Annotated in this window: 26 protein-coding genes; 6 read left to right on the top strand and 20 right to left on the bottom strand. The window is 72.5% G+C overall.

Translation table 11 applies throughout. The annotated features are described in order from the left end of the window. Nucleotide 1 precedes the first annotated feature (1 nt). Nucleotides 2-2,152 (bottom strand): ComEC/Rec2 family competence protein, encoded by a 2,151-nt coding sequence (locus GWK15_RS10025; protein ID WP_245211515.1) that lies wholly within the window; start codon nucleotides 2,150-2,152, stop codon nucleotides 2-4. Between the two features lie 116 nt (nucleotides 2,153-2,268). Here GWK15_RS10025 and gltX point away from each other — a divergent pair, with 116 nt between their 5' ends. Then, on the top strand, nucleotides 2,269-3,666 hold the full coding sequence (gene gltX / locus GWK15_RS10020) for a glutamate--tRNA ligase (protein ID WP_168041140.1): 1,398 nt from the start codon (nucleotides 2,269-2,271) through the stop codon (nucleotides 3,664-3,666). A gap of 43 nt (nucleotides 3,667-3,709) precedes the next feature. Here gltX and GWK15_RS10015 read toward each other — a convergent pair whose 3' ends face one another. Both GWK15_RS10015 and GWK15_RS10010 read right to left on the bottom strand, forming a co-directional pair. Continuing rightward, nucleotides 3,710-4,219 carry a GNAT family N-acetyltransferase gene (locus GWK15_RS10015; RefSeq protein ID WP_168041139.1) on the bottom strand — a complete coding sequence of 170 codons (510 nt, stop codon included), beginning with the start codon at nucleotides 4,217-4,219 and terminating at the stop codon, nucleotides 3,710-3,712. Nucleotides 4,220-4,309: 90 nt separating this feature from the next. Continuing rightward, a complete protein-coding gene (locus tag GWK15_RS10010) occupies nucleotides 4,310-5,311 on the bottom strand; it encodes a hypothetical protein (protein WP_168041138.1) in 1,002 nt (333 codons plus the stop codon). 89 nt (nucleotides 5,312-5,400) lie between these two features. Here GWK15_RS10010 and GWK15_RS10005 point away from each other — a divergent pair, with 89 nt between their 5' ends. Continuing rightward, nucleotides 5,401-6,471, top strand: a complete 1,071-nt coding sequence (locus GWK15_RS10005; protein ID WP_168041137.1) for a mandelate racemase/muconate lactonizing enzyme family protein — start codon at nucleotides 5,401-5,403, stop codon at nucleotides 6,469-6,471. 6 nt (nucleotides 6,472-6,477) lie between these two features. On the opposite strand, the gene GWK15_RS10000 is transcribed toward GWK15_RS10005, so the two are convergent. Further along, nucleotides 6,478-7,725, bottom strand: coding sequence for a flavin-dependent oxidoreductase (locus tag GWK15_RS10000; RefSeq protein WP_168041136.1), 1,248 nt, complete (start codon nucleotides 7,723-7,725; stop codon nucleotides 6,478-6,480). A 115-nt stretch (nucleotides 7,726-7,840) separates the two neighbouring features. Between GWK15_RS10000 and GWK15_RS09995 the strand changes: the two genes are divergently transcribed. Then, on the top strand, nucleotides 7,841-8,647 hold the full coding sequence (locus tag GWK15_RS09995; protein WP_168041135.1) for an SDR family NAD(P)-dependent oxidoreductase: 807 nt from the start codon (nucleotides 7,841-7,843) through the stop codon (nucleotides 8,645-8,647). A 7-nt stretch (nucleotides 8,648-8,654) separates the two neighbouring features. Next, nucleotides 8,655-9,131, top strand: a complete 477-nt coding sequence (locus GWK15_RS09990; protein WP_168041134.1) for a hypothetical protein — start codon at nucleotides 8,655-8,657, stop codon at nucleotides 9,129-9,131. A 7-nt stretch (nucleotides 9,132-9,138) separates the two neighbouring features. Here the strand turns inward: GWK15_RS09990 and GWK15_RS09985 are convergent, their stop codons facing one another. Next, on the bottom strand, nucleotides 9,139-10,230 hold the full coding sequence (locus GWK15_RS09985) for an isocitrate/isopropylmalate dehydrogenase family protein (RefSeq protein WP_168041133.1): 1,092 nt from the start codon (nucleotides 10,228-10,230) through the stop codon (nucleotides 9,139-9,141). 126 nt (nucleotides 10,231-10,356) lie between these two features. Between GWK15_RS09985 and GWK15_RS09980 the strand changes: the two genes are divergently transcribed. Together GWK15_RS09980 and GWK15_RS09975 are read left to right on the top strand one after the other, a co-directional pair. Beyond that, nucleotides 10,357-10,746 (top strand): flagellar FliJ family protein, encoded by a 390-nt coding sequence (locus GWK15_RS09980; protein WP_168041132.1) that lies wholly within the window; start codon nucleotides 10,357-10,359, stop codon nucleotides 10,744-10,746. Nucleotides 10,747-10,774: 28 nt separating this feature from the next. Continuing rightward, a complete protein-coding gene (locus GWK15_RS09975; protein WP_168041131.1) occupies nucleotides 10,775-11,758 on the top strand; it encodes a Bug family tripartite tricarboxylate transporter substrate binding protein in 984 nt (327 codons plus the stop codon). A gap of 94 nt (nucleotides 11,759-11,852) precedes the next feature. Here GWK15_RS09975 and GWK15_RS26560 read toward each other — a convergent pair whose 3' ends face one another. From GWK15_RS26560 to pyrH, 15 genes are all read right to left on the bottom strand, one after another. Then, nucleotides 11,853-12,713, bottom strand: coding sequence for a DUF697 domain-containing protein (locus tag GWK15_RS26560; protein WP_168041130.1), 861 nt, complete (start codon nucleotides 12,711-12,713; stop codon nucleotides 11,853-11,855). Continuing rightward, nucleotides 12,710-14,098 carry a YcjX family protein gene (locus GWK15_RS09965; RefSeq protein ID WP_168041129.1) on the bottom strand — a complete coding sequence of 463 codons (1,389 nt, stop codon included), beginning with the start codon at nucleotides 14,096-14,098 and terminating at the stop codon, nucleotides 12,710-12,712. The genes GWK15_RS26560 and GWK15_RS09965 overlap by 4 nt, the downstream gene beginning before the upstream one ends. 12 nt (nucleotides 14,099-14,110) lie before the next feature. Beyond that, nucleotides 14,111-14,512: a lactoylglutathione lyase gene (gene gloA, locus GWK15_RS09960; protein WP_168041128.1), complete on the bottom strand. Its 402-nt coding sequence runs from the start codon at nucleotides 14,510-14,512 to the stop codon at nucleotides 14,111-14,113. After that, nucleotides 14,509-15,363, bottom strand: a complete 855-nt coding sequence (locus GWK15_RS09955; RefSeq protein ID WP_168041127.1) for a UDP-2,3-diacylglucosamine diphosphatase LpxI domain-containing protein — start codon at nucleotides 15,361-15,363, stop codon at nucleotides 14,509-14,511. Before GWK15_RS09955 ends, gloA begins: the two co-directional genes overlap by 4 nt. Next, nucleotides 15,360-16,202 carry an acyl-ACP--UDP-N-acetylglucosamine O-acyltransferase gene (gene lpxA, locus GWK15_RS09950; RefSeq protein WP_168041470.1) on the bottom strand — a complete coding sequence of 281 codons (843 nt, stop codon included), beginning with the start codon at nucleotides 16,200-16,202 and terminating at the stop codon, nucleotides 15,360-15,362. The genes GWK15_RS09955 and lpxA overlap by 4 nt, the downstream gene beginning before the upstream one ends. Before the next feature lie 2 nt (nucleotides 16,203-16,204). Further along, nucleotides 16,205-16,675: a 3-hydroxyacyl-ACP dehydratase FabZ gene (gene fabZ / locus GWK15_RS09945; protein ID WP_168041126.1), complete on the bottom strand. Its 471-nt coding sequence runs from the start codon at nucleotides 16,673-16,675 to the stop codon at nucleotides 16,205-16,207. Next, nucleotides 16,672-17,715 carry a UDP-3-O-(3-hydroxymyristoyl)glucosamine N-acyltransferase gene (gene lpxD, locus GWK15_RS09940; RefSeq protein ID WP_168041125.1) on the bottom strand — a complete coding sequence of 348 codons (1,044 nt, stop codon included), beginning with the start codon at nucleotides 17,713-17,715 and terminating at the stop codon, nucleotides 16,672-16,674. Before lpxD ends, fabZ begins: the two co-directional genes overlap by 4 nt. Before the next feature lie 4 nt (nucleotides 17,716-17,719). Then, entirely contained in the window at nucleotides 17,720-18,484 is a 765-nt protein-coding gene (locus GWK15_RS09935) for an OmpH family outer membrane protein (RefSeq protein ID WP_168041124.1), read from the bottom strand. An 18-nt stretch (nucleotides 18,485-18,502) separates the two neighbouring features. Further along, nucleotides 18,503-20,815 (bottom strand): outer membrane protein assembly factor BamA, encoded by a 2,313-nt coding sequence (gene bamA / locus GWK15_RS09930; RefSeq protein WP_168041123.1) that lies wholly within the window; start codon nucleotides 20,813-20,815, stop codon nucleotides 18,503-18,505. Between the two features lie 107 nt (nucleotides 20,816-20,922). Continuing rightward, nucleotides 20,923-22,023 (bottom strand): RIP metalloprotease RseP, encoded by a 1,101-nt coding sequence (gene rseP / locus GWK15_RS09925; RefSeq protein WP_209442108.1) that lies wholly within the window; start codon nucleotides 22,021-22,023, stop codon nucleotides 20,923-20,925. Between the two features lie 29 nt (nucleotides 22,024-22,052). Beyond that, nucleotides 22,053-23,234, bottom strand: a complete 1,182-nt coding sequence (gene dxr / locus GWK15_RS09920) for a 1-deoxy-D-xylulose-5-phosphate reductoisomerase (protein WP_209442107.1) — start codon at nucleotides 23,232-23,234, stop codon at nucleotides 22,053-22,055. Then, nucleotides 23,231-24,013, bottom strand: coding sequence for a phosphatidate cytidylyltransferase (locus tag GWK15_RS09915; RefSeq protein WP_408891883.1), 783 nt, complete (start codon nucleotides 24,011-24,013; stop codon nucleotides 23,231-23,233). The genes dxr and GWK15_RS09915 overlap by 4 nt, the downstream gene beginning before the upstream one ends. Before the next feature lie 71 nt (nucleotides 24,014-24,084). Beyond that, a complete protein-coding gene (uppS, locus tag GWK15_RS09910) occupies nucleotides 24,085-24,819 on the bottom strand; it encodes a polyprenyl diphosphate synthase (RefSeq protein WP_408891890.1) in 735 nt (244 codons plus the stop codon). An 81-nt stretch (nucleotides 24,820-24,900) separates the two neighbouring features. Continuing rightward, a complete protein-coding gene (gene frr, locus GWK15_RS09905; RefSeq protein ID WP_168041122.1) occupies nucleotides 24,901-25,467 on the bottom strand; it encodes a ribosome recycling factor in 567 nt (188 codons plus the stop codon). Nucleotides 25,468-25,480: 13 nt separating this feature from the next. Beyond that, the gene (gene pyrH / locus GWK15_RS09900; RefSeq protein WP_168041120.1) at nucleotides 25,481-26,206 is read right to left on the bottom strand and encodes a UMP kinase; all 726 of its coding nucleotides are present in this window, start codon (nucleotides 26,204-26,206) and stop codon (nucleotides 25,481-25,483) included. Nucleotides 26,207-26,315 lie beyond the last annotated feature (109 nt).

Raw genomic sequence — 26,315 nt, 5'->3', positions numbered from 1 at the left:
GCTATTCGACCGGCGCGGGCGGCAGTTCCTCCCGCGCCCGGGGCGTCGGCACCGGCGGCACCCAGGGCCGCGCCCCCCGCCAGGCGCGGTCCGAGACGACGACGGCGCCATCCCGGCCCAGCCAGATCGCATGTGGACCGTTCCGCCAGACGGCGAAGCGGTCCACGACCAGGCTCGCCGAGCAGCGGCCGCGGACGGGTTCGGCCACGACGATCACCGCGGCGCGGCCACAGGCCTCGGGCGATGGCGTGCCGCGCAGCAGCAGCGCCTCCGGCCCGTCAGGCACGGCGCGCAGGGTGCAGGCGGCGGGGCCGCAGCGGATCGCGCCCGCCGCGGCCTCGCCCTGCGCCGGCAGCGGCCGTGCCTCGGCGAAGCCGTGCGCCCGCAGCCAGGAATCGCGCGTCAGGTTGGACGCGCCGGATTGCCGCTGCAGCCACAGCGCGCCATCCGCCGCGAAGCCGATCAGCCGCGCATCGCCCGACACGAACAGGTCCGGCGGGCGGTGCAGGGCCGGGCTCATCAACCCCAGCAGCATCGCGGGCAGGCCGAGCCAGCGCCAGTGCGCCCGCCACAGGCACAGCCACAGCATCCCCGCGCCGAAGATCAGCAACCCCCAGGCCGGGATCGGCCGTGCCCCGGTCGCGGCCCCCGGCCAGGACGCGACTTCGCGCGCGACGGCCAGCACCGCCTCGCAGCCCCAGCCCATCAGCGCCAGCGCCGGGCCTTCCAGGCCGAGCGGCATCAGCGCCGCGGCGAGCATCCCCGCCGGCATGACCAGCACCGAGGTCAGCGGCACCGCCACCGCGTTGGCCGCCACGCCGTACCATTGCAGCCGCCCGAAATGCGCGAGGCCGAAGGGCGCCGTCGCCAGCCCCGCCAGCACCGAAGTCCCGATCAGCGCCGCCGCCGCGACCAGGGCGCCCCGCCACCACTGCCCCTCCCCGCGCAGCCGCGCCATCGGTCCCTTCAGCGCCTCCCACCCGCTGATCAGGGCCAGGACGGCCGCGAAGGACATCTGGAAGGACGGGCCGAGCAACTGCGCCGGCGCGATCGCCATCACCGCCGCGGCCGCGAGCGCCAGGCTGCGCAGCGAGATCGCCTGCCGCCCCGCGAGCAGCGCCAGCGTGACCAGCGCGGCCGAGGCGAAGGAGCGCTGCATCGGCACCTCGGATCCCGTGAGCAGCATGTAGAAGCCGCCAGCGCCGAGCGCGGCCACGCCCGCCCAGGCCTTGCCGTCCACGCGCAGCGCCAGCCAGCGCCAGCAGGCGATGAGCAGCCGCACCAGCCAGAAGGCCACGCCCATCACGATGGCGATGTGCAGGCCGGAGACGGACAGCAGATGCGCCAGCCCGGAATCGCGCATCGCGGCGAGGTCGGCGCGGGGGATGGCGCTCTGCCCGCCGGTCAACAGCGCGGCGGCGACAGCTCCCGAGGCGCCCGGAACAGCGGCGGTGACGCGGGCCTCGATGGATGCGCGCAGGCCAGCGAGCGGCGGCGCTGCGCCCTCCCCCGCCGCGACCTCGGCCGGGCCGATGGCGAAGCCGGCGCCGCCCTGCCCGGCGAAGAAGGCCGCGCGCTGGAAATCCCAAGCCCCCGGATAGGCCGGGGAGGAGGGCGCGCGCACCAGGGCACGGACGGTCAGCGTATCCCCCGGCGCCGGGCGGGCCGGGTCGTTGGCGCGCAGCCGCACGCGGAAGGTCCGGGGCTGGGGCGGGTCCTCCGGCGCGAAGCGCACCTCGCCCAGCGTGACGCGGCGGCCTTCCGGCAGCAGGTCGACGTCCTGCACCACGCCGGTCAGCACGATGGCGCGGACCGGCGGGGCAGCCATGGGCGCGGCCGTGGCGGCATGCAGCAGCGCCGCCCCGAAGCCGAGCCACCCGGCCGCGACCAGCCCGATCGCCCAGCCGGCATGGGGCGCCCGCCGCGCCACCCACCAGGCGAGTGCGACCAGCAGCGGCGCCGGCGCCGCCCACCAGACCGCGGGTTCCTCCCGCAGCCCGAAGTAGACGAGGATCCCCGCCCCCATCGCGACCGCGAGCCAGGGCGCGAGCCGCCCCCGCTCGGCCGCCAGCAGCGCCTCGATGCGCAGGGCGGCGGCGGCGATCGGGGCAGGATCTCGCGCGACGGTGCTGGACAGGGAATGGTTCCGCAACCTGGACGTTCATCCTACCCGCCCCGCCCACGGCGCGGGAGAGGTTTGCAGCCGCGGGTTCACCGCCGGGCGCCGATCTGGTCTAAGGGGCGCCTCCGCGTTCGAGCCAAGGCACCATGACCGTCCGTACCCGCTTCGCCCCCTCGCCGACCGGCTACCTGCACATCGGCGGCGCCCGCACCGCGCTGTTCAACTACCTCTTCGCGCGGCACCACAAGGGCACCTACCTGCTGCGCATCGAGGACACGGACAAGGAACGCTCGACCCAGGCGGCGGTCGACCAGATCATGGAAAGCCTGACCTGGCTCGGCCTGATGCCGGACGAACCCCCGGTCTTCCAGGCGGCGCGCGAGGCGCGCCATGCCGAGATCGCCCAGGCCCTGCTCGCCATGGGCAAGGCCTATCGCTGCTGGGCGACGCCCGAGGAACTGGCCGAGATGCGGGAGAAGGCGATGGCCGAGGGCCGCCCGCCCCGCTACGACCGCCGCTGGCGGGACCGCGAGCCGGGCCCCGAGCAGGAGGGCAAGCCCTACGCCATCCGCATCAAGGCGCCGATCGAGGGTGAGACGGTGGTGAAGGACCTGGTGCAGGGCGAGGTCCGCGTCGCGAACACCGAGCTCGACGATATGATCATCCTGCGCTCGGACGGCACGCCGACCTACCTGCATGCCGTCGTCGTCGACGACCACGACATGGACATCACCCATGTCATCCGCGGCGACGACCACCTGACCAACACCTTCCGCCAGTGCATGGTCTATGACGCGATGGGCTGGCGGCGGCCGCACTTCGCGCACATCCCGCTGATCCACGGCGCGGACGGGGCGAAGCTGTCGAAGCGCCACGGTGCGGTGTCGGTGCTCGACTTCCGCGACCAGGGCTACCTGCCGGAAGCGGTGTGCAACTACTTGATGCGCCTCGGCTGGGGCCATGGCGACGAGGAGGTGGTGCCGCGCGACCGCGCCATCGAGCTCTTCGACCTCAAGGATGTCGGCCGCGCCGCCTCGCGCATGGACTACGCGAAGCTGACGCATCTCAATGGCGTCTACCTCCGGCAGGCGGATGACGCGCGGCTGACGCGCGCCGTGCTCGAACTGATGGCGAAGCGCGGCGTGCTGTTCGGCACCGACGGCGCCGAGCGCATCGGGATGCTGATGCCCGACCTCAAGGAACGCGCGCGCACGCTGGAGGAACTGGCTGGCTCCGCGGCCTTCGCGGCCTCCGAGGGGCTGCCCGCGATCGACGAGAAGGCACTCGCGCTGCTGACCCCGGAGGTGAAGGCGCGGCTGCGCGACATCGCGGAGTTCCTGAGCGGGGCGCCGTGGGAGAAGGCGGACCTCGAGCAGTGGCTGCGCGACTATGCCGAGGTGAAGGGCGTGAAGCTGAAGGACGTGGCGCAGCCGCTCCGCGCCGCGCTCTGCGGCAGCCTGACCAGCCCGCCGATCAATTCGGTGCTCTGGGCGCTGGGCAAGGATGAGGCGACGCTGCGGATCCTGGCCGCGGCAGGGGAGTGACGCGCGCGCGGCGCCCGCCGGCAGGGCTGCCGGGCGCCGCCGCTCACAGCGGACGTTCGAAGAAGACCAGCCAGTCCCGCAGGTCGTCGGTCAGCGCGTAGTAGGGTTCGATCCGTCGGAAGCCCAGGCTTTCGTAAAGGCGCATCGCCTCGTCCTGGCGCCGGCTGGTGTCGAGGCGCATGGCCCGGTAGCCGGCGCTGGTGGCATCGGCGATCACCCGGCCCGCCAGCGCGCGGCCGATGCCGCGGCCGCGGAAGGCGCCCGGCACGAACATCCGCTTCATCTCGCAGAAGCCGCCTCCGAGGTCGCGCATCGCAACGCAGCCCGCCGGCTGGCCATCGGCATAGGCGATCAGGAGGGTTCCTCGATCCGGTGCGTATTTCCCCGGCAGTCCGGCAAGTTCGCGTTCGAACTCGGCCGCGTCGAAGTACCGGTCGATGAGTGCGAGGTCCTCGACATGCCGTTCCCGGTGCCAGGCGACGAAGTCCCGCATCAGGGACCGGGTATCGGCCAGCTGCGCACCGGTCGTGACCTGGTGGATGTCGTGCATCATCGCCTCCCGATTTCGATACGGTAACGTCCTTGGGCTGGGCGGCGCCACGCTCAAAACGCCGCAGCCGGGTTCGGCCGTGGCGTGGGCGCCCTAGCCCCCGCCGATGCGCCACGTCGTCGGGCTGATGCGCTCGAGCCGCGCGAAACGGTCATCTGCCGCGAGCGCGCCGACCAGGGTCTCACCCCAGGCAGCCGCCATGATCCCGTCCGGATCGGCAATACCGCGCAACAGCGCGCACCCCTCCCGCGTGACGATGACGCTGCCATCCGGCTGCGGCACCGCTTCGGCCCCGTCGCCCTCGGCGATCGCCATGGCGACCATGAATTCCGCGAAGGAGGTCGCGCCCAGCCGCTGCGCCGTCTCGGCATGGAGTTGCATCGCCACCAGCCGCGCCGCGAGGCCGAGCAGATGCCCGCCTTCCATCGGCCCGAACAGCGCCACCGCCTCCTGCAGCGCGGTGCGGCAGTATTCCATCGCATAGCCGCGCTTGGCCTTGGCGATCCGTTCGGCCGGCCAGTCGGCGGCGGGCAGGCGCGGCGCCGTGGCGGGATCGAAGCGCGCCATGCGCTCGCCGCGCGCGAAGCGCAGCCGCTCCTCGGGCGGGAGGTCCCGGTCGTGCTCGACGTAGTAGCCCTCGAGCCCCGGATCGCCGTCCACCGTCTGCCCGGTGCAGACGAAGCCGAGGCCGAGGCGGCCGAGCATCACGCCGTTGTTCGCATGCCAGCCGCGCAGCATCGCGGCGTTCACCTCGGAGGGGATGCCGCAGATGGTCGCACCGGGCCAGATCCAGCGTGGCGGCGGGTAGCGGATCCAGGCCTTGGTCGGGCTCTCCTCGACATACTCGACGCCCACGCCGCCGATGAAGTTCGAGAGGTAGTGGTAGCGCGCCGCCGCCACCGCCGGCGGCAGCCCATCGAGACCGAGCTTCTTCAAGCCGGGCAGGAAGGTCGCCTGCTGCTGGCGGCGGAAGATGCGGAACACCAGTTCCGCCGCATCGCGCGTGCCGCGACGCGACACGGCCGTCAGCACGATCCCGGTGAACCAGGCGTGGTACCAGTCGCCCACCGCTTCCCAGGCCTCGCGGTCGTTCATGCCGACGAATTCCCTCTGCCCCCGGCTTCTGCCCGCCGGCGCATGGCGGCAGTATCGGGGCAAGCCGCGCCACGCGGAAGGGAACGACCATGAAGATCACGCGCGTCACCACGCATCATCACCGCACCGACTTCACCTATGGCGCCAGCGCCGGCGGCGTCGGCGGAAACCTGCACCTCAAGGCGATGGACACGCTGCTGGTGCGGGTCGAGACCGATGCCGGCCTCCATGGCTGGGGCGAAGGCTTCGGCTTCACCCTGGTCGAGACCACCAAGGACGCCGTCGATCGCCTGATCGGCCCCGCCTGCATCGGGCAGGATGCGCGCGACATCGCGGGTCTGACGCGCATGCTCGCGCGCCGCTTCCACAATTTCGGGCGCAACGGGCCGGTCACCTTCGGGATCTCGGCGATCGACATCGCGCTGTGGGACATCCGCGCCAAGGCCGCGGGCAAGCCCCTGCACGCGCTGCTCGGGCAGGCGGCGCGGCGGGAGGTGCCGGCCTATGCCTCCCTGCTGCGCTATGGCGTGCCCGAGGACGTCGCGCGCAACACGACCGAAGCGCTGTCGCGCGGCTACCGCCACATCAAGCTGCACGAGGTCGACCTGCGCTGCATCCGCGCCGCGCGTGACGCCGCACCGGGCGTGCCGCTGATGCTCGACATCAACTGCGCCTGGGACACCGAGGCCGAGGCGGTGCAGTTCTGCGAGGACGTCGCCGCGGTCGATCCCGCCTGGGTCGAGGAACCGATCTGGCCGCCCGAGGACATCCCCGCCATCGCGCGCATCCGCGCCCTCTCCCCGGTGCCGATCTCGGCCGGCGAGTGCAACGGCACGGTCGAGGATTTCTGCCGGATGTTCGAAACGCGCGCGGTCGATGTCGCGCAGCCCTCCATCACCAAGATCGGCGGCATGTCCGCGATGCTCGAGATCGCGGAACTGGCACGCGAGACGGGCGTGCGCCTGGTGCCGCACTGCCCCTATTTCGGCCCGGGTTTGCTCGCGACGCTGCATTTCCTCGCCGCGACCGACGAAGCCGAGCCGATCGAGATCTACTTCGCCGACCTCGCGCGCGCGCCCTATGGCGAGGCGCTGGTGCCGCGCGGCGGCGTCATCCCGGTGCCGACGGCGCCGGGGCTGGGCTACGAGCCGATCCCCTGACCCGCGTCACGCCGCCTTGCGCGGCGGCGTGAGGCTCGGTCGGGCATTGAGCGTCGAGGGCTCGAAGCCCGCGAGGCGCTTGTAGTGCGCGGCGATCTCGGCGCGCTCGGCGTGCGGCATCACCGCCTCGATGTCGGCGAAGCCCTCCGGGGCGCGCGCCTCGGCGATGTCGAGCACGCTGTCCGGGCCATCGCCGCGCGTCGCGGCGACGAGCGCGGCGGTCGCGGGGCGGCGGATCGCCTCATAGGCCTCCATCGCCGCGACGGGGTCAGCGACCGTCGCGAGCTTCAGCGCCAGCGTCCGCGCATCGAGGATGCCCTGCGACGCCCCGTTCGACCCGATCGGGTAGAGCGGATGCGCCGCGTCGCCCAGCAGCGTCACCCGCCCATGCGTCCAGCGCGGCAGCGGGTCGCGGTCCACCATCGGGAATTCGTAGACCGACTGCGCCGAGCGGATCAGCGCGGGGATATCGAGCCAGGGGAAGCGCCAGTCGGCGAAGGTCTGCTCGAAATCCTCGATGCGGCCGGGGCGGTTCCAGTCCTCCCGCTTCCATTCCTGGTTCGGGTCGACGCGGCGCTCGGCGATCCAGTTGGTCAGTTTCCGCCCGTCGGGCAGGTCCTTGATCGGGTAGACGACAAACTTGTCGTTGCGGTTGCCCGCCACCGCCATGGTCGCCCCGGTCAGGAAGGGATCGGCGATGCTGGTCGCGCGCCACAGGATCGCGCCGTTCCAGATCGGCGGGCCCTCGTTCGGGTAGAACAGCGCACGCGCGGCGGAATGGATGCCGTCGGCGGCGATCAGCACATCCCCGCGCACCGCGCGCCCGTCATCGAGGCGCAGCGTCACGCCCGCCTCGTCCTGCTCGAAGCCGGCCATCCGCGCGCCGAGATGGATGCGCGCATCGCCCAGCCGCTCCTGCGCCGCCGCGAGCAATTCCAGATGCAGAAAGCCGCGATGGATCGAGACCTGCGGCCAGGAATAGCCGGCGAGCCGCCCGCGCGGCTCGGACCAGATCATCTGGCCGAGGCGATTGGCGTAGGCGAGTTCCTGTGTGACGATCCCCGCCGCCGCGACACGCTGCTGCAGGCCGAGCTCGGTCAGTTCCCGCATCGCATGGGGCAGCACGTTGATGCCGACGCCCAGGGGGCGGATCTCCGGCGCCTGCTCGAAGACCTCGCAATCGATCCCGGCCTGGTGGAGCGACAGCGCGAGGGTCAGCCCCCCGATACCACCACCGGCGATGAGTACGCGCATGATCGGCCTCTTCCCTTTCGCGCCGGACAATAGCCGCGCGGCCGCGCCGGGTCAGCCCTGGCCCAATCGCCGCGCCTGATCCAGGCTGGGGTGGATTGCGGAGGGAACAAGGGTCATGGGGCGCATCGTCCTGATCACCGGCGCCGCGGGCGGCATCGGCAAGGCCATGGTGGAATCGACGCTGGCGGCGGGGCACGCCGTCGCGGCGCTGGACCGCGACCAGGCGGGGCTCGATGCCCTGGCCGCCGAGCATCCGGGGGCGGCGCTGCACCCGATCCTCGCCGATCTTGGGACGGAAGCGGGCTGCCGGGAGGGCGTGGCCGCCGCCGCTGCGCGCTTCGGGCGGGTCGATGCGGTGGTGAACAACGCCGGCATCGGCGTTTCGAGCCTCCGCCCCGATGCCGAGACGCGGCTGCCCTCCATCCAGGAGCTCGACGCCGCCACCTGGGACCGCTTCTTCGCCATCAACGTCCGCGCGCCGATGCTGCTGCTGCGGGAAGCGCTGCCGATGATGCGCGCCGCCGGCTGGGGACGGGTCGTGAACAACACGACCTCCTTCCGCACCATGCTGCGCGTGCTGCCCTATGGGTCGACCAAGGCGGCGCTGGAGGCGGCCTCGGCGGTCTGGGCGGAGGAACTGGCGGGCACCGGCATCACCGTGAACGTGCTCATCCCGGGCGGGCCGACCGATACGCCCTTCATCGGCGCCGGGGCGAGCTGGCCGCGCGAGCAGATGCTGCGCCCGGCGGTGATGGGCCCGCCGCTCGCCTGGCTGCTGTCGGACGCCGCGCAGGGCATCACGGGTCAGCGGATCACCGCCGGGCGGTGGGATGCGGCGGCGCCGGAGGCCCCGGCAGCGATGCGCCCGATCGGCTGGCCGGAACTGGCCGCCGACGCAGTCTGGCTGCAGGCCAAGCGGTGACCCCGCGATGGGGCGGACGACGGAGCTGCGCCGGGCCGTCGCCGACGCCTTCCTTCCAGTGGCCGAGGCGGCCGGGTTCCGCCCCGACCGCCGCCGGATGCCCGCCACGCTGACCTTCCGACGGACCGTCGGCGGTCAGGTGCAGATCCTCGAAATCCAGTGGGAGAAATACGGCCGTCCGCGCTTCGTCCTCGACTACGGCGCCTGCCCTGGCGGGGGCTTCGCGATCGACGGCCGCATCTTCCCGCCCGAGGAGGTCTTCGCCGGCTGGCTGCCTGGCTCCGGTCGCCTGAAGCCCGGCCGCGGCCTGGGTCCGGGCGCCTGGTTCCGGCAGGACAGGACGCTGCTGCAGCGGCTGGTCGGCCGCGGCGCGCTGCGCCCGGCGACGGAGGTCGCCGCCGAACTGCTCGCCCTGTTCCCCGAGGTGCTGCGCGCGCTGGATGATGGGGTGCGTGGCCCGCACATCACTCCGCTGCAGCCGTGACGCGTCGTCAGCCGCCGATGCGCGCCGCCACGGCCCGCGCCGCCGCCGCCGTGCCGTCGCTGCCGCCGATATCGGCGGTGCGCAGCCCCTCCGCGAAGGCGCCGTCCACGGCCGCGTCGAGTTCGGCCGCCGCATCGGCATAGGCCTGGCCCGCGCCCTTCCCGGCCAGCCAGTCCAGCATCATCGCCGCGGACAGGATCGTCGCCGTCGGGTTCGCCAGCCCCTTCCCCGCGATGTCCGGCGCCGTGCCGTGCGCCGGCTGGAACACCGCATGGGTGTCCCCGATGTCGGCGGATGGTGCGAAGCCCATGCCCCCCACCAGCCCCGCGCCGAGGTCGGACAGAATGTCGCCGAACATGTTCTCGGTCGGCAGCACGTCGAAGGCCCAGGGCTTGCGCACCAGGTCGAGCGCCATCGCATCGACGTAGTGCGCGCCATGCGCGACATCGGGGTATTCCGTCGCGACCTCGTTGAAGATGCCGCGCATGAAGGCGAAGGCGCGGAAGACGTTGGCCTTGTCGACCAGCGTCACGTTGCCCTTGCGGCCGCGCCGCGTGGCGCGCTGCTGCGCGAGGCGGAAGGAGAAGCGCGCGAGCTTCTCGGTCACCGGACGCGTGATGCGCAGCGTCTCCTCGGCCATGTCGTGCGTGACGGTGCCGCGGTCGCGGGAGAAGAACAGGCCTTCGGTGCTCTCGCGCACAATCACCAGGTCGATGTCGCGCGCACGCGGATCGGCGAGGGCGACCGGCACGCCCGGCAGCGCGCGGAAGGGCCGCACGCCGGCATAAAGGTTGAGACGGAAGCGCAGGTCGAGCTGCGGGGCGATCTCGGTCCCGTCTGTGGTGCGTATTTCCGGCCAGCCCATGGCGCCGAGCAGGATGGCGTCGGCCTTGGCGGCCTTGTCGAAGGTCTCCTCGCTCATCGCCGTGCCGGTGTCGCGGTAGCAGAAGGCGCCGGCGCGCAGATGCTCGAAGTCGAGGCCGAGATTGTGCCGCTTCGCCAGCGGCTCGAGCACCGCGAGCGTCGCCTGGGTCACTTCCGTGCCGATGCCGTCGCCGGGCAGGACGGCGATGCGGAGGGTGTTGGCAGGCGTGGGCATGGGCGCTTCCTCGGGGCGGCTTTGCGGCCTTCTCCCACGCGTCCCGCCCCCGCGCCAGGGTCGCGCCTTCACCGGGGCGCAACTTTTCGCCCGCTACAGGCGAAGCACGGACGGAGGACCCGACCCGTGCCCAGAGACCCACTCGCCCTTCTTGCCAGGCTGCGCCAGATCGACACGGACACCGCCCGGCTGCGCCTTGCCGAGGCACAGGCGCAGCTGGCCGCGCAGCAGGACGCCGCCGCGGCCATCGAGCGCGACCTTCAGGCCGAACGCCCGGAGGAAGCGCCGCGGACCTATGGCGACTTCCTCGCCCGCATGCTCGCCGCGCGGCAACGGCAGGCGGCCGCTATGGTGCGCGCCGGCGCGGCGCTGGAGGCCGAGCGCAGGGCGCTCGCCGCCGCACGGACGCAAGAGAAGGTGCTGGACGCGCTGCGCGACCGTCGCGCCGCCGCCGAACGCCGCGACGGCCTGCGCCGCGAACAGGCGCGGTTGGAGGATGCGATCGCCCGGGGTTAGTCTCCGGCCCGTTCCGGAGGAAACCCGCATGTCCCACACCATCCGCCGCCGGGCGCTGCTCGGCGCCGCCAGCCTGCCCCTGCTGCCCGTCGTGACCCACGCGCAGTCCGACTGGCCGAACCGGCCCGTGCGCATCATCGTGCCGTTCCCGCCGGGCCAGGCATCCGACATCATCACCCGCCTCGTGGCGGACGAGTTGTCCAAGCGGTGGCCGCAGCGCGTCGTGGTGGAGAACCGCGCGGGCGGTGCCGGCGCCCCGGCGCTCGAGGCCGGCGCCCGCGCCCCGGCCGATGGCTACACGCTGACGGCGGGGACGTCGGGCACGCTCGGCGTCAATCCGTCGGTTCTGCCGCGCGTGCCCTACGATGCCGAGAAGGACTTCGCCGCCATCACCAATGTCGCGATGGTGCCGCTGCTCGTCATCGCGCATCCCTCGGTGCCGTGGAACACCATGCCGGAACTCGCCGCCGCGGCGCGGGCGCAGCCGGGGGCGCTGGACATGGCCTCGGCCGGGCCGGCGACGAGCCAGCACATGGCGGCGGAGTTGCTGATGCTGCGCGCCAATATCCGCTTCAACATCGTGCATTACCGCGGCAGCGGGCCGGCGATCGCCGACGTCATCGCGGGCAATGTGAAGCTGATGACGGATTCCGTCGCGTCGGCGCTGCCGCATATCCGCGACGGCCGCGTGAAGCCGATCGCCTTGTGCAGCGCGCGGCGCGTTCCGCAGCTGCCGCAGGTGCCGACCATCGCCGAGACGCTGGTGCCGGGCTACCAGGCGGCCGGCTGGTCGGGGCTGGTGGCGCCGACGGGCACGCCGGCCGAGATCATCCGTCGCATCAACGCCGATGTCGTCGCCATCCTGCGCGAGCCGGCGATCGCCGATCGCATCCTTCAGATGGGCGCGGTCCCGGACCCGATGACGCCCGAGGAATACGCCACCTTCATCCGCACCGAGATCGCGACCTTCCGCGAGGTAGCGCGGGCCGCAAACGTGCGCCTGGAGGGCTGACGCCGAAGGCGCCGTACGTCCTTCGTCCCGGTTTCCAAAGGCCTTTCGGCCTTTGGTGGGTGGGGTCCGGGGAGGGCAAAGCCCTCCCCGATGTTCAGCGTGGAAGAACGCGGCAGGCTTCATCCGCCGCGCGCGCGAGCAGCATCATCCGCCGCGCGGCGACGGCCCCCGCCGCGGCCTCCCCTGCGACATGCTCCGCCAGCCTGGAGCTGAGCAGCCCGCGCACCGCCGCATCCACCGCGACATCGGTCGCCGCGACCGTCGCCGCATCGACGGCGACGCGCCGCAACAGGGAGACGGTGCCCGCGATCCCGGGCCGGAAGCCGTGCAGCGCCGCGACCTGCCGCACCAGGCGGATGCCGCGCCAGCCGAAGACCAGCGCATCGAGCGCCGGCGAGGGGCTGACCGCCGTCACCGCGAAGGCCTGCACCGCCGCGGCGCGGCCCAGTGCGGCCGCGTCCTGCGCGATGGGGGCGAGCGTCTTGGCCTCGACCAGCGCGCAGGCCGCGTTGATCGGCATGTTGCCGAGATCCCCGGGCTTCGCGCGGCCTTCCGGCAGGCCGGCCTGCCACGCAGCAAGCGCTGAGCGCAGGGCCGCGGGATCGCCGCGCGCCACGGCGGCCCGGGCGCGATCGACGGTGCCGAGCGCGAGGTAGCCCCGTAATTCCCGCCCGATCGCCACGAAGACCAGGCCGAACCCGGCCGTCGCAACGGCCAGGGTCAACCAGCCGAGCCACGCCGCCTGCGCGAATTGCGCCGCGACGAAGTTCCCGGCTTCGAGCAGCGAGAAACCCAGGACCAGCACCGCCGCCCCGAGGCCGATCAGGGCCATCGTCGACCAGCCGCGCGCCGGCGGCACCGGGGGCGCCACCTGCACCTCCCAGCCGAAATCGAGGCGCGGCGCCGGGGCCGTTCCCTCGTCGAGGATGACGCGCGGGGTCGGGCGGCCGCTCACAGCAAATCCCCGATCAGCCAAGCCAGCAGCGCATCGAGGCCGAGATGCGGCATGCCGGAGGTCCCCGCCGGGTCGAGGCGGGGCGGGCGGAACTCCGGCATGGTGAACAGGCCGGCATCCCAGAAATCGGGTTCGGGCGGTTTCATCGGCACCTCGCCCGGATAGATGGTGGCGCCGCGGCCGTCCTGCAAAAGCACCCCCCGCACGGCCGCGACGGCCTGGCCTTCGAGCCGGGCGACCGCGTCCTCGGTGCAGCGGACGGCGGCCACCGCGTGGCAGGACACCGCGGCCCCCGACTGCGCCGCGCGGCCGCGCGCGCCGAAGGCGATGTGCTCGACCAGCGCGGCCAGCGCATCCCGCGCGCGCGTCGGCACGTGGTCGGCCTTGGTCGCGGCGAAGGCGACGCGCGTCGGCGCCGCGCCGAGCAGCCGTTCGAGCCAGTTGGCCCCGGAGATGATCGACGCGACGGCGGCAAGCGCATCGCCGGTGTCGCGGAAGGCTTCCTCCCCCGCATGCAGCGCGCCGAGCACGTCGACCAGCACCACCTGGCGATGGAAGCGCGAGAAATACGGATCGAGGAAGGTGCTGCGCTGGTCGTCGAGATAGGCGGCGTAGCGCCGCGCGCAGAGGTCGGCGAGGCCGCCCCGCGCGCCCTCGGGCAGCGGGAAGAACCACAGCAGCGGCGCCTCCCCGCGCGGACCGGGGTTGAGGAAGCGTCCGGGCTGGAGGAAGCGCAGGCCATGCGCGTCGCGGCAGGCGCGCAGCGCATCGCGGTAGAGGGTGTAGCCGCGCTTCGCGAGCGCATCCTCGGCCGGCGCGTCGGCCGGCAAGGCATCGAGGAAGGCGAGGAACTCGGCCGCCGCCGCCGCGCGCACGCCGCGCCGGAAGCGCGCCAGCGTCTCGCCCGACCAGGTGGCGTAGTCCTGCCGCAGCATCGGCAGGTCGAGAAGCCATTCGCCCGGATAGTCGATGAGGTCGAGCGTCAGCCGCCGCTCCGGCAGCAGGCCGCCGAGGGAGGTGCGGCGCTCGACATCTATCGCGATGGAGAGGGTGGAGAAGTCCTCGGTGCGTTCCGGCCAACGCGGCGGATCGGCGGCGAGCGCGCCGAGATGCGCCTCGGGGTCGAAGCGCGGCACGGTCTCGGTGCCGGCGGGGACGACGAAGACGCGGCGGATCCGCCCGCCGGTCGCGTCGGACAGCGCCGGCAGCGTCCGCGCGCCGCGCCCCGCGGCAATCAGGTTCGCGATGAGCGAGGTGAGGAAGACCGTCTTGCCCGCGCGCGACAGGCCGGTGACCGCGAGACGGATGCGCTCGCGGCCGACCAGGGCGCGCGCGGCATCCTCGGTGGTGTCGAGGAGGCCGCGGAGCAGCGAGAGCGGGTCCACCCCCGCCCCGCGTCAGGACATGCGCTGGATCAGCTCGATCTTGTAGCCGTCCGGATCCTCGACGAAGGCGATGATGGTCGTGCCGAACTTCACCGGCCCGGCCTCGCGCGTCACCTTGCCGCCGCCGGCGCGCACGGCTTCGCAGGCCGCCGCCACGTCCGGCACGCCGACCGCGAGGTGCCCGAAGGCGTTGCCCTGCTCGTACTTCTCGACGCCGTAGTTGTAGGTGAGCTCGATCTCGCCCTGGCCCTCGGCGTTGCCCTCGCCGTAGCCGAGGAAGGCAAGGGTGTACTTGCCGTCGGGCACGTCGCGGCGACGGAGTTCCTTCATGCCGAGCAGCTCGGTGTAGAACTTGATGCTGCGGTCGAGGTTGCCCACGCGGATCATCGTGTGCAGGAAGCGGCCCTGGCTCATGCTGTCGTTCCTTCCGTGAATTCCCCCGGATCGAAGGCGAGCAGGAACAGCCCCGCTGCCGCCGCCCGGGCGATGGTGGTCTCGCGATCCAGGAGGATGGTGCCGTCGGCCTCGAAGGCCAAGCCGCGGAGCCCGGCGGCGACGGCACCTTCCACGGTCCGCGGCCCGATGGTTGGCAGGTCGGCCAAGCGCGACTGGCCGGGCTTCACGCACTTCACCAGCACGCCGCCGGGGCCGTCGCGCCGCAGCGCGCCGCAGCGGTCGAGCATGGCGTCCGTGCCCTCGATGGCCTCGACGGCCAGGACCAGCCCCTGCTGGACCACGCAGCCCTGCCCGACATCCGCGGCGCCGAGCGCCCGGCAGACCGCGAGGCCGCGCTGGATGTCCGCGCGCGCGAGGTCGTCCGGCGCCGGCCCGGCCAGCAGCGCGGCCGACGGCAGGAGCCCGGCGAGCACCTGCTGGGCGCCGACCACCTCGAACCCGTCCTCGGCGAGGACCTTCATCACCGCGCGCAGGATGGAATCGTCGCCCGTGAAGGCGGCCTTGCCGATGCGCGCGAGCAGCTTCATCCCCGCCGCATCCGGCCGCAGCGAGAGCAGCGACGGCCGCGAGACGGTCCCCGCCAGCACCACCTGCCGCACCCCATGGCCCTTCAGCCAGGCGAGCATCTGGGCCGCGAGGCCCCAGCGGAAGGCCTGCGACGGAAATGCTGCGAAGGCCTCGGGATCGCCATGGCCGTCGAGCACCGCGACCGCGACCGGCCGCCCGGAGGCCGCGACCGCCTCCGCCACGCGGACAGGCAGCCCGCCGCCGCCCGCGATGATGCCGAGCGGACCCTCGGGGGGGCTCACGACCCCTCCCCGTTCTCCTCATCCGTGCCGCCCAGTTCCGGCGCGGCCATGCGGCCGGGGCGCACGAGCTGGCGGCGGCGCGAGGGGTCGCGCACGAAGACGATGAGTTCCTGCACCAGCGGATCGGCGCCGAAGCGCGTCTCGACCTCGGCGAGCTTCGCGGCGAACTCGCCGACATCCTTGAACAGCAGGTTGTGCACCGACCGCAGCGTGCGCAGCTGGTCGCGCGACGCGCCGCGGCGCAGCAGCCCGATCTTGTTGAACCCGACGAGGCGCGCCGGCAGGCCGAAGACGTAGCCGAAGGGCGGGATGTCGTTGGTCACGCCGGCGAGGCCGCTGACCATCGCGAGCCGCCCGACGCGCACCGTCTGGTGCACCGCGGCGCCGCCACCGATGAAGGCGCCCGCGCCGACATGCACATGCCCGCCGAGCATCACGTTGTTCGCGAGGATGACGCCGTCGCCCAGCACGCAGTCATGCGCGACATGGGCGGTCGCCATCAGCATGCAGCCGGCACCGACGACCGTGACGCCGCCGCCGCCGACGCTGGCGCGATGGATCGTCGCGCCCTCGCGCACCAGCGTCCCGGCGCCGACCTCGCAGCGCGTCGGTTCGTTCTTGTACTTCAGGTCCTGCGGCGCCATGCCGATGGTGGCAAACGGGAAGACCCGCACGCCCTTGCCGAGGCGCGTATGCCCGTCGACCACGACATGGGCGATCAGCTCTACATCGTCCTCGAGCACGACATCGGGGCCGATGACGCAGCCGGGGCCGACGCGGCAGCCCGCACCGATGACGGCGCCGGGGGCGACCGCCGCGGTGGGATGGATTTCGGCCATGCTCACTTGTCCAGGATCATCGCGGCATAGGTGGCCTCGGCCACGACCTTGCCGTCCACCTTCGCCTCGGCGTTGAACTTCCAGATGTTCCCGCGCTGGCGTTCCTTCTTCACGTGCACCCGCATCTGGTCGCCGGGCACCACCGGCTTGCGGAACTTCGCCTGGTCGACGGTCATGAAGTAGACCAGCTTGCCGGCCCAGTCGGGGCCCAGCGTCTCGACCACCAGCACCGCGGCGGTCTGGGCCATGCACTCGATGATCAGCACGCCGGGCATCACCGGCATGGTCGGGAAGTGGCCCTGGAAGAAGTTCTCGTTGATCGTGACGTTCTTGATGCCGATGCAGCTGTCGTTCTTCACCAGCTCGACGACGCGGTCCACCAGCAGGAACGGGTAGCGGTGCGGGATCGCGTGCATGATCTGCGCGATCTGCAGGGTGCCGACCTCGGCCGGCGTCGTGTGTTCGTCGTTCATGGCGTCCCGCCCGACTTTCCGTTTCCCTTCGGCGCCGCCTGGCGGCGCAGCCACATGATCGCCCGCATGAATTCCTTGGCGGGCCAGGCCGGGCTGCCCACCACGTCGGTGCCGGCCGGCACGCTGGAGGCGACGCCCGCCTGCGCGCCGACGCGCACGCCATCGCCCAGGGTGAGATGGCCCGCGATACCCGCCTGCCCGGCGATCACCACGAAGTCACCGAGTTCGACCGACCCGGCAATGCCCACCTGCGCGACGATCACGCAACCCCGCCCGGTGCGGACGTTGTGGCCGACCTGCACGAGGTTGTCGAGCCGCGTCCCGGGGCCCAGCACGGTGTCGCCGCCGGCCCCGCGGTCGACGCAGGAATTGGCCCCGATCTCCACCCCGTCGCCCAGGATGACGCGGCCGACCTGCGGAACGGTCACGTGCTGCCCGGCCTTGGTGGTGACGAAGCCGAAGCCCTCGTTGCCGACCCGCGCGCCTTCGTTCAGCACCACCGCCGCGCCGGCCAGGCAATGAAGCATGGACGCATGGGCGCGCAGCACCGACCCGGCGCCGAGCACGCAGCCCGGCCCGACCACGGCGTGCGGGCCGATGATGCAACCCGGGCCGATCTCGGCGCCCGCGCCGATCACGGCGCCAGGGCCGACCTCGCAACCCGCGCCAATGCTGGCGTCAGTCGCGATCACCGCCGTCGGATGGATCCCCGGCACCGGCGCCGGACGGGGATGGAACAGGGCGGCGACGCGCGCGAAGGCGAGCTGCGGCTGGTCGCAGACCAGGGCGACGCAGCCCTCGGGCAGTTCGCCTTCCGAACCCGGGGCGAGGAGCACCGCCCCGGCCCGCGTCGCGCGCAGGGCGGGAAGGTTCCGCCGCCCCTCGGCATAGGCCACGTCGTCCGGCCCGGCATGGCCGAGCGGCGCGACGCCGGTGACGATCCGCGCCGCATCGGCGGCGAGCCGGGCCCCGGCCGCCTCGGCGATCGCGCCGAGGCTGAAGGGCCCCTGCGCCGGGAAGAAGCGCGGATCGGCCCCCACGGCCTCAGTTCCGGCGCTGCTGCTGGCCCTGCTGCTGGCGCTGCTGGGGCTGCTGCTGCGCGGGGCGCGCGGGCTGCTCGGCCCCGGCCTCGGGCGGAAGGGTGACGCTGGGCAGCATGCGGTTCAGCTGCGCGGCGACCTCTTCCGTCAGGTCGAACTGCGGCTCGTTGAAGATCACGAGCGGGCGCGGCAGCACGATGTTGACGTTGCGGCTGGTCGCCACCTGGCGGATGACGATGCCAAGCGCCTGCTCGATCTCGCGCAGCGAGGTCTGGGCGAGCTGCTCGACGTCGCGGGCGCGGTCGCGCAGCACGCGCTGGCTGTCGGTGATGCGGTCCTGCAGGTCGCGCTCGCGCGTGCGCAGCTGCTCCGGCGTCAGCCCGGCGCGCTCGTTCGCGAGGCGCTGCTGCTCGTCGCGCCAGCGCTGCTGCTCGCGCTGCAGGTCGTCGTTCAGCCGGGCGCGGCGCTGCTCGATCGCCTCGCGCACCTGGGTGAAGGCGGTGGAGACGCGCTGGATCTCGGGCACATCCACGATGGCGATGACCGGCGCGGGCGGCGACTGCCCGGGGGGCAGCGGCGGGGGCGTCGGCGCCGGGCGCTGCGCCTGGGCCTGCGGCGGGCGCTGCTGCTGGCCCTGCGGCGGACGCTGCTGCTGTTGCTGCTGCCCCTGTTGCTGGCCCTGGCCGGGGACGAACCACTGCTGCTGCTGCGCGGCGGCAGGCAGGGCGAGCATGGCGCCCGCCAGGGCATAGGAGAGAAGTCGGGACATGTCAGGCATTATCCTGGTTCAGAAACGGGTGCCGAAGCCGATGCGGAAGACCTGCGTCTGGTCGTAGTCCTGCTTCACGACGGCCTGGGCGAGGTCGATGTTGATGAGGCCGATCGGGCTGCGCCAGGACAGGCCCACGCCGACGCCCACGCGCGGCGTGGAATCGTCGCGAAGGCAGTTCGGGAAGGTCGTGGGGCAGCCCGAGACGTTCACCGAGGACGGCAGGCGCCAGTTGCCGCCGGCATCGACGAAGGCGCGGCCCACGAAGCCGAGTTCGGCGGGCACCGGCAGCGGGAAGCGGAACTCCGCCGAGCTGGTCCAGAGCATCTCGCCGCCAAGGCTGTCGTTGGTCGAGACGTCGCGCGGGCTGGCGCCGCCGAGGGCGAAGCCGCGCAGGTTCTCGCCGCCGAGGAAGAAGCGGTCGACGATGCGGGTCTGGCTGTCGCCGTAGGGGGCGAGCACGCCGCCGCCGGCCGCCAGCACCAGTACGAACTCGGGATCGCCCAGCAGCCGCTCGAAGGGAATGTAGTACTGGCCGTCGGCGCGGCCGCGCACATAGGACACGTCGCCGCCCAGGCCCGCGAGGTCGCCGCCCAGGCGCACCACGTAGCCGCTGCGCGGCTCGATGCGGCTGTCGCGACGGTCGTAGGTGATGGTGGTCGAGACCTGGCTCAGCAGCGTCCGGCCTTCCTGCTCGGCGATGAAGCGGGAGACGTTGGCCGCCACGTCGTAGATGTCGCGATCGACCAGCGAGTAGGACCAGGACTGGCGTAGGTGCTCGTTGATCTCGTAGCCCATGCGCAGCGCGAAGCCGGCCCGCTTTTCCCGGTAGCCCGAGGTGTCTGTCAGGTTGCGCTGGATCAGGAAGACGTCGGCGCCGGCCGCGAGGTTGCGGTCGAGGAACTGCGGGTCGGTCACCGAGATGTCGACCTGGCTGCGCCGCTGCGCGAGCGTCACGTTGGCGCGGCTGTCGATGCCGGTGCCAAGCAGGTTGCGCTCGCGCAGGCCGACGTCGACGAGGAAGCCGGCATCCGTCGAGTAGCCGCCGCCGAGGGTGAATTCGCCGGTCGAGCGTTCCGCCACCTGCGTGTTCAGGATCACGCGGTCCGGCGCCGAGCCTGGCGCGGTGTTGATCTGCACGTCCGAGAAGTAGCCGAGGCTGCGGATGCGGTCGCGCGAGCGGCGCACCTGCTGCGCCACCAGCGGGTCCCCTTCCGCGAGGCGGAACTCGCGGCGGATGACGCGGTCCTGCGTGCGGGTGTTGCCGGTGATCTCGATGCGCTCGACGTAGGCGCGCGGGCCTTCGTTGATCTCGAACTTCAGGTCGACGCGGCGGGCATCGCGGTCGCGGGTGACGCGCGGCTCGACCGCGACGAAGGGGAAGCCGCGCGAGGCGAGCAGGTCGGTCAGCAGGTTGTCCGACCGCTCGACGGCGTCGCCGTCGTACCAGTCGCCCACCGAGATCGGGATCTCGTTGATCAGGCCGGTGGTGTCGAGGCCGCGGATGGTGCTCGGGAACTCGATGCTGCCGACGCGGTACCGCGGGCCTTCGCTGATCGTGTAGGTCAGGAAGAAGCCGCTGCGGTCGGGGGCCAGTTCGGCCGTCGCGCCAGTGATCTCGACGTCGGCATAGCCCTGGCGCAGGTAGAAGCGGCGCAGCAGCTCGCGGTCGAAGGCGAGGCGGTCGGGATCGTAGGTGTCCGAGGTCGAGAGCAGCCGGTACCAGGCCTGCTCGCGCGTCGCGATGATCTCCTTCAGGCGGCTGTCGGAGTAGTTCTCGTTGCCGATGAAGCTGATGCGCGAGACGAGCGCGACCTCGCCCTCGGTGATCTCGAAGACCACGTCGACGCGGTTCTGGTCGAGCTCGATGATCTTCGGCTCCACCGAGGCGCCGAAGCGGCCGCGGCGGGCATAGATCTCGAGGATGCGCTGGCGGTCCGCCTGCGCAGCGGCGGGCGTGAAGACCGACCGCGGGCGCAGCTGCACCTCGCCGCGCAGCGTGTCCGAGGTGATGCGCCGGTTCCCCTCGAATCCGATGCGGTTCACGATCGGGTTCTCGACCACGCGCACGATGACGCGGGTGCCCTCGGGACGGATCTCGACGTCGCGGAACAGGCCGGTCGCGAACAGCGCGCGCAGGCTGCGGTCCAGCCGGTCGGCGTCGGCCGGCTCGCCGGGCTGCACGAGCATGTAGGAGCGGATGGTGTCCGCCTCGATGCGCTGGTTCCCCTGGATCTCGATCGCGGCAATGCGCCCGGGCGCCTGCGCGGAGGAGGGGAGTGCCAGCGCGAGCGCGGCGACGACGAGAAGGAGGATGCGCAGCCTGGACAACGAATCGACACCTGATCTTGGGGCGGTCGAGGGGGCCGCACACTAACCGAGGTGCCACCCCCCTGCCACCCCTGGCTGCCTTCCGCCGGTGCGGAAGGCCGCCCGGGTCAGCCGATCAGGCCCGCCACCCAGCGGACGATGCCCAGATGCGTCAGGTCGTTCCAGGTCGCGAGCAGCATCAGGGTCAGCAGAAGGGCGAAGCCGCCCCGGAAGGCGTATTCCTGCGCCCGCTGGGTCAGCGGCCGCCCGCGCAGCGCCTCGGCCGCGTAGAAAACCAGGTGCCCGCCGTCCAGGATCGGGATCGGGAACAGGTTGATCAACGCCAGGTTGACGGACAGCAGGGCAATGAAGGTCAGCAGCGGCAGCAGGCCGAGATCGGCCACCTCGCCGGACAGCTGGGCGATCCGCAGCGGCCCGCCGATTTCCTCGGCGCCGCGCTGGCCGCTGATCATCTGCCAGACCCCGACCAGGGTCTGGCCGGACACCTGCACCATGTGCCAGGTGCCCTCGATCACGGCCGAGACCGGATCGAGCCGGGTGCGCTCGACCGCCCCGCCCGAGATGCCGAGCAGGCCGCGCCCATCCTCTGGCCGCGCGATCGGGGTCGCGACGACCTTCATCTCGGTCTCGCCGCGGCGGATCAGGATCTCGATCGGCTGGCCGGCGCGCGGCTGGACGTGCTGCTGCAACTGCTCGAAGCGCGCGACGCGCTGGCCGTCGAGGGCGACGATCCGGTCGCCCGGCACGATGCCCGCGCGCTCCGCGGCCGATCCCGCGACCACCGCCTGCACGGCCGTCGAGCCCGAGGGCTGGCCGTAGGTCATGAAGATCCCGGCGAAGATCACGGCGGCGAGCAGGAAATTGAAGATCGGGCCGGCCGCGACGACGATGGCGCGGTCCCCGACGGGCTTTTCGTGGAAGCTCTCGCCCTTCCGGTAGGAGCCTTCCTCGGGCACCGCGTCCGAGGGATGTTCCATTCCGTGCATCTTCACGTAACCGCCGAGGGGGATCCAGCCGATCCGCCATTCGCAGCCGCGACGGTCCTGCCAGGAGGCGATCGCCCGGCCGAAGCCGATCGAAAAGCGTTCCACATGCACGCCGCGCCAGCGGGCCGCGAGGTAGTGGCCGAGCTCGTGGACGAAGATCAGGACACCCAGCACGACCACGAAGGCGAGCACGGTGCGCAGGGGGTCGGGCAGGAAGTCCATTCGTTCCAATCCGTCTGGCGCGCGGCCCGTCAGGCCGCCGCCCGTTCCGCGGCGATCCTCGCCGCCTCCATCCGCGCCGCGCCGTCGAGCGAGAGGATCGCGTCGAGGTCGGCCGCCTCGGGCGCGCCAAGGCGGCTCAGCGCCTCCTCGACGACCGCAGCGATATCGAGGAAGCCGAGCCGCCGGTCGAGGAACATCCCGACCGCGGTCTCGTTCGCCGCATTCAATATGGTGGTTGCCCCGCCCCCCGCCCGCAAGGCCTCGCGCGCCAGGCGCAGCGCGGGGAAGCGGACCGGGTCGGGGGCGAAGAACTCGAGCCGCCCGAGGGCGACCAGGTCGAGCCGCGGCACCGCGGCCGCCATCCGGGCCGGCCAGGCCAGGGCATGGGCGATCGGCGTGCGCATGTCCGGCGAGCCGAGCTGCGCCATCACGGATCCGTCCGCGTACTGCACCAGGCCATGGACCGTCGACTGCGGATGGACCAGCACCTCGACCCGGGGCTCGGGCACCGGGAACAGGCGCACCGCCTCGATCAGTTCCAGCCCCTTGTTCATCATGGTGGCGGAATCGATCGAGATCTTGGCGCCCATCGACCAGACGGGGTGCTTCACCGCAGCTTCGGGCGTCACGGCGGCCATCTCGGCCAGCGCCATGGTCCGGAACGGCCCGCCCGAGGCGGTCAGCACGATCTTCTCGACGGTGGCGAAGGGATCTGCCCCGCCGCCGCGGGCCTCCAGCGCCTGGAAGATCGCGTTGTGCTCGGAATCGACCGGCAGCAGCGTCGCGCCCGCCGCCTTCGCGGTGGCGAGGACGATCTCCCCCGCGCAGACCAGGGATTCCTTGTTCGCGATCGCGACCACCCCGCCGCGGCCGAGGGCGGCGAGCGTCGCAGGCAGGCCGGCCGCGCCGACGATCGCGGCCATGGTCCAGTCGGCCGGCCGGGCGGCGGCCGCGACCACGGCCTCCGGCCCCGCCGCAACCTCGATGCCCGAGCCGGCGAGGGCGTCGCGCAGAGCCCCGAAATAGCCAGGGTCCGCGACGACCGCGAGCCGCGCGCCGAGCCGCCGCGCCTGGGTGGCGAGGCCCACCGCATCGCGGTTGGCGACCAGGGCCTCGACCCGGAAGGCGCCCTCGGGCGCGTCCTCGAGCAGCGCGACCGTGCTGCGCCCCACCGAGCCGGTGGAGCCGAGGATGGTGACCGAGCGCGTCATCGCCAGAGCGGCTGGCCCTGGCCGAGCGCGAAGGCCAGCAGCGCCGCGACGGGTGCGGCCGCGATTACCCCGTCAAGCCGGTCGAGCAGGCCGCCATGGCCCGGAATGAGGCTCGAGGTGTCCTTCACGTCGAAGCGACGCTTGATCCAGCTTTCCAGCAGGTCGCCCGCCTGCGCCATGACGCCCAGCATGGCCGCGACGGCCGCCGCGCGGGAAGCCCCCCCGGGTGCCAACATGGCCGCGGCGGCGACGCCCACCAGCACCGCCGTGGCGAGACCACCCAGCGCGCCGGACCAGGTCTTGTTGGGCGACACCGCGGCCGCGAGCTTCGGCCCGCCGAAGGCGCGGCCGGCCATGTAGGCCCCGATGTCGGACGCCCAGACCACCAGGAACAGGAACAGCACGTTGGCCCGCCCGGCATAGTTGTCGTGGCGGAGTTCGATCAGCGAAATGCCGGCGATGCCGATGTAGAGCACCCCGGCCGCCAGCCACCCCGCCGGCTGGCCCGGCCGGTCCGGCCCGCGCATCCGCGCCGCCGTCCACCAGGTCAGCGCCCAGCCGACCAGCAGCGCGACCAGGGAGGCGCGAACATGCTCCTCCACCGCCAGCAGACCGGCGGCGAAGACCGCGACCGGCACCGCCATGCCCGGCAGCACCCGGGTGCGCAGTCCGCACAGATGCACCCATTCCCAGGCAAGCACGGCGACCGCGACCGCGATCAGGAAGGTCCAGGGCTCGGCGCCCAGCCAGATGCAGGCGAGCGCCGTCGGCCCCAGCACCAGGGCCGAGAGGAAGCGCTTGCGCAGGTCGCGCCAGCGCTTGGGCGTGCCGCCCGATGCGGTGGCCTGGCTCAGGGGCGTGCCCCGTAGCGGCGCTCGCGGCGCCGGAAATCGGCCAGCGCCGCCGCCAGGTGCTCGGCGCCGTAGTCGGGCCAGAGCACGTCCTGGAAGACGAACTCGGCATAGGCCGCCTGCCAGAGCAGGAAGTTGGACAGGCGCTGCTCGCCCGAGGTGCGGATGATCAGGTCCGGATCCGGCATGCCCGCGGTCTGCAGGAAACCGCCGAAGGTGGCCTCGTCCAGCGCCTCCGGGGCGAGGCGGCCTTCCGCGATGGCGCGCGCGACGGAGCGGGTCGCGGTCAGGATCTCGTCCCGCGCGCCATAGGACAGCGCGACGTTGAGGTTGATGCGCGTCCCCCCGGCCGTCGCCTCCTCGGCCGAGCGGATGGCGCGCGCCATCTCGGGGCCGAAGCGGTCATAGTCGCCGATGATGCGCAGCCGCGCGCCTTCCTTGACCAGGTTCGCGACCTCGGACCGGAGGTAGAGCCGCAGCAGCCCGGTCAGGGCGGAGACTTCCTCCAGCGGCCGGCGCCAGTTCTCGGAGGAGAAGGCGAACACGGTCAGCCAGGTGACGCCCTGCTCGGCGGCCGCCTCGACGGTGCGGCGCACCGCCTCGGCCCCCGCCTTGTGGCCGAGGGCGACCGGCAACCCGCGGGCCTGCGCCCAGCGCCGGTTGCCGTCCATGATGATCGCGACATGGGTGGGGCCGGCCGTCGGTTCGGCCGGCAGGCGGGCGGGCCCGGACACGGCGCTCACGCCGTCCGACCCCTCGCCTGCCGCATTCCGTCCGCGCGCTTGCGCAAGCCAGCCTCCGTCGCCCGCACGGGCTCAGACCGTGCGGATATCCTTTTCCTTGTCCGCGAGCACTGCGTCCACCTGCTTCACGTACTGGTCCGTGAGCTTCTGGATCTCCTCCTCGGAGCGCTTCGCCTCGTCCTCGCTGAATTCGTGCTTCTTCACCCAGCCCTTGACCTGCTCCATGCCGTCGCGGCGGACGCCGCGCACCGCGACGCGGGTCTGCTCGGCATAGCGGGCGGCGGCCTTGGCGAGCTCGTTGCGCCGTTCCTGCGTCAGCGGCGGCAGGGGCACGCGGATGACCTGGCCCTCGCCCTGGGGGTTGAGGCCGAGATTCGCCTCGCGGATCGCGCTTTCCACATGCTTGGTCAGCGCCTTGTCCCAGACCTGCACGGACAGCAGGCCCGGACCGGCGATCGAGATGTTCGCCACCTGGTTGAGCGGCGTCATCGAGCCATAGGCCTCGACGCGGATCGGCTCGAGCAGCGCGGGGCTCGCCCGGCCGGTCCGCAGGCCGGCGAATTCCTTCTTCAGCGTCTCCATCGCGCCGTCCATGCGGCGCGTCAGGTCCTGCTTCAGGGCCTTGAAGTCGGCAGCCATGGGCCCGTCTCCCTCAGTGCTGGTCTTCGTGGACGGTGGTGAAGCGGCCCTCGCCCTTCATCACGGCGGTGAAAGCACCGGCCTCGTGGATGTTGAAGACGATGATGGGCAGCTTGTTCTCGCGCGCCAGCGAGATGGCGGCGGCGTCCATCACCGCCAGGTCGCGCGCGAGCATGTCGAGGTAGGTGAGCGTGACGTAGCGCTCGGCATCGGGGTTCTTGCGCGGGTCGGCTGAATAGACGCCGTCGACCTGCGTGCCCTTCAGCAGCGCGTCGCAGCCCATCTCGGCCGCGCGCAGCGCCGCGGCAGTGTCCGTCGTGAAGAAGGGGTTGCCCGTGCCGGCGGCGAAGATCACCACCCGGCCCTTTTCCATGTGGCGCGCGGCGCGGCGCCGGATGAAGGGCTCGCAGACCGAGGTCATCGGGATGGCGGACTGCACGCGCGTCGAGACGCCGATCTTCTCGAGCGCCGCCTGCATGGCGAGCGCGTTCATCACGGTGGCGAGCATGCCGATCGAATCGGCCTGGGCGCGATCCATGCCCGACGCCGCGCCCGAGACGCCGCGGAAGATGTTGCCGCCGCCGATAACCATGCAGACCTCGACCCCGAGGTCGACCACGCCCTTCACGTCCTCCGCGATGCGGCGGCACACGGCGGTGTCGAGCCCGTAGTCCCGGCTGCCCATCAGGGCTTCCCCCGACACCTTGAGCATGACGCGCTTGTAGTTCGGCGAGGCCATGGAGCGGCGGTTCCGGGGCAGAAAAGGGGTGGCGGAGGCTAGTCAGGCCTTGTGGCGGCCGCAAGGCAGCCGGCAGGCCTGCAGGGCGGGCGACGGGAGGCCCCGCCTT

The organism is Neoroseomonas oryzicola (assembly GCF_012163135.1).
GTDB classification, from domain to species: domain Bacteria; phylum Pseudomonadota; class Alphaproteobacteria; order Acetobacterales; family Acetobacteraceae; genus Neoroseomonas; species Neoroseomonas oryzicola.
This window is presented reverse-complemented; position numbering and strand designations above follow the sequence as displayed.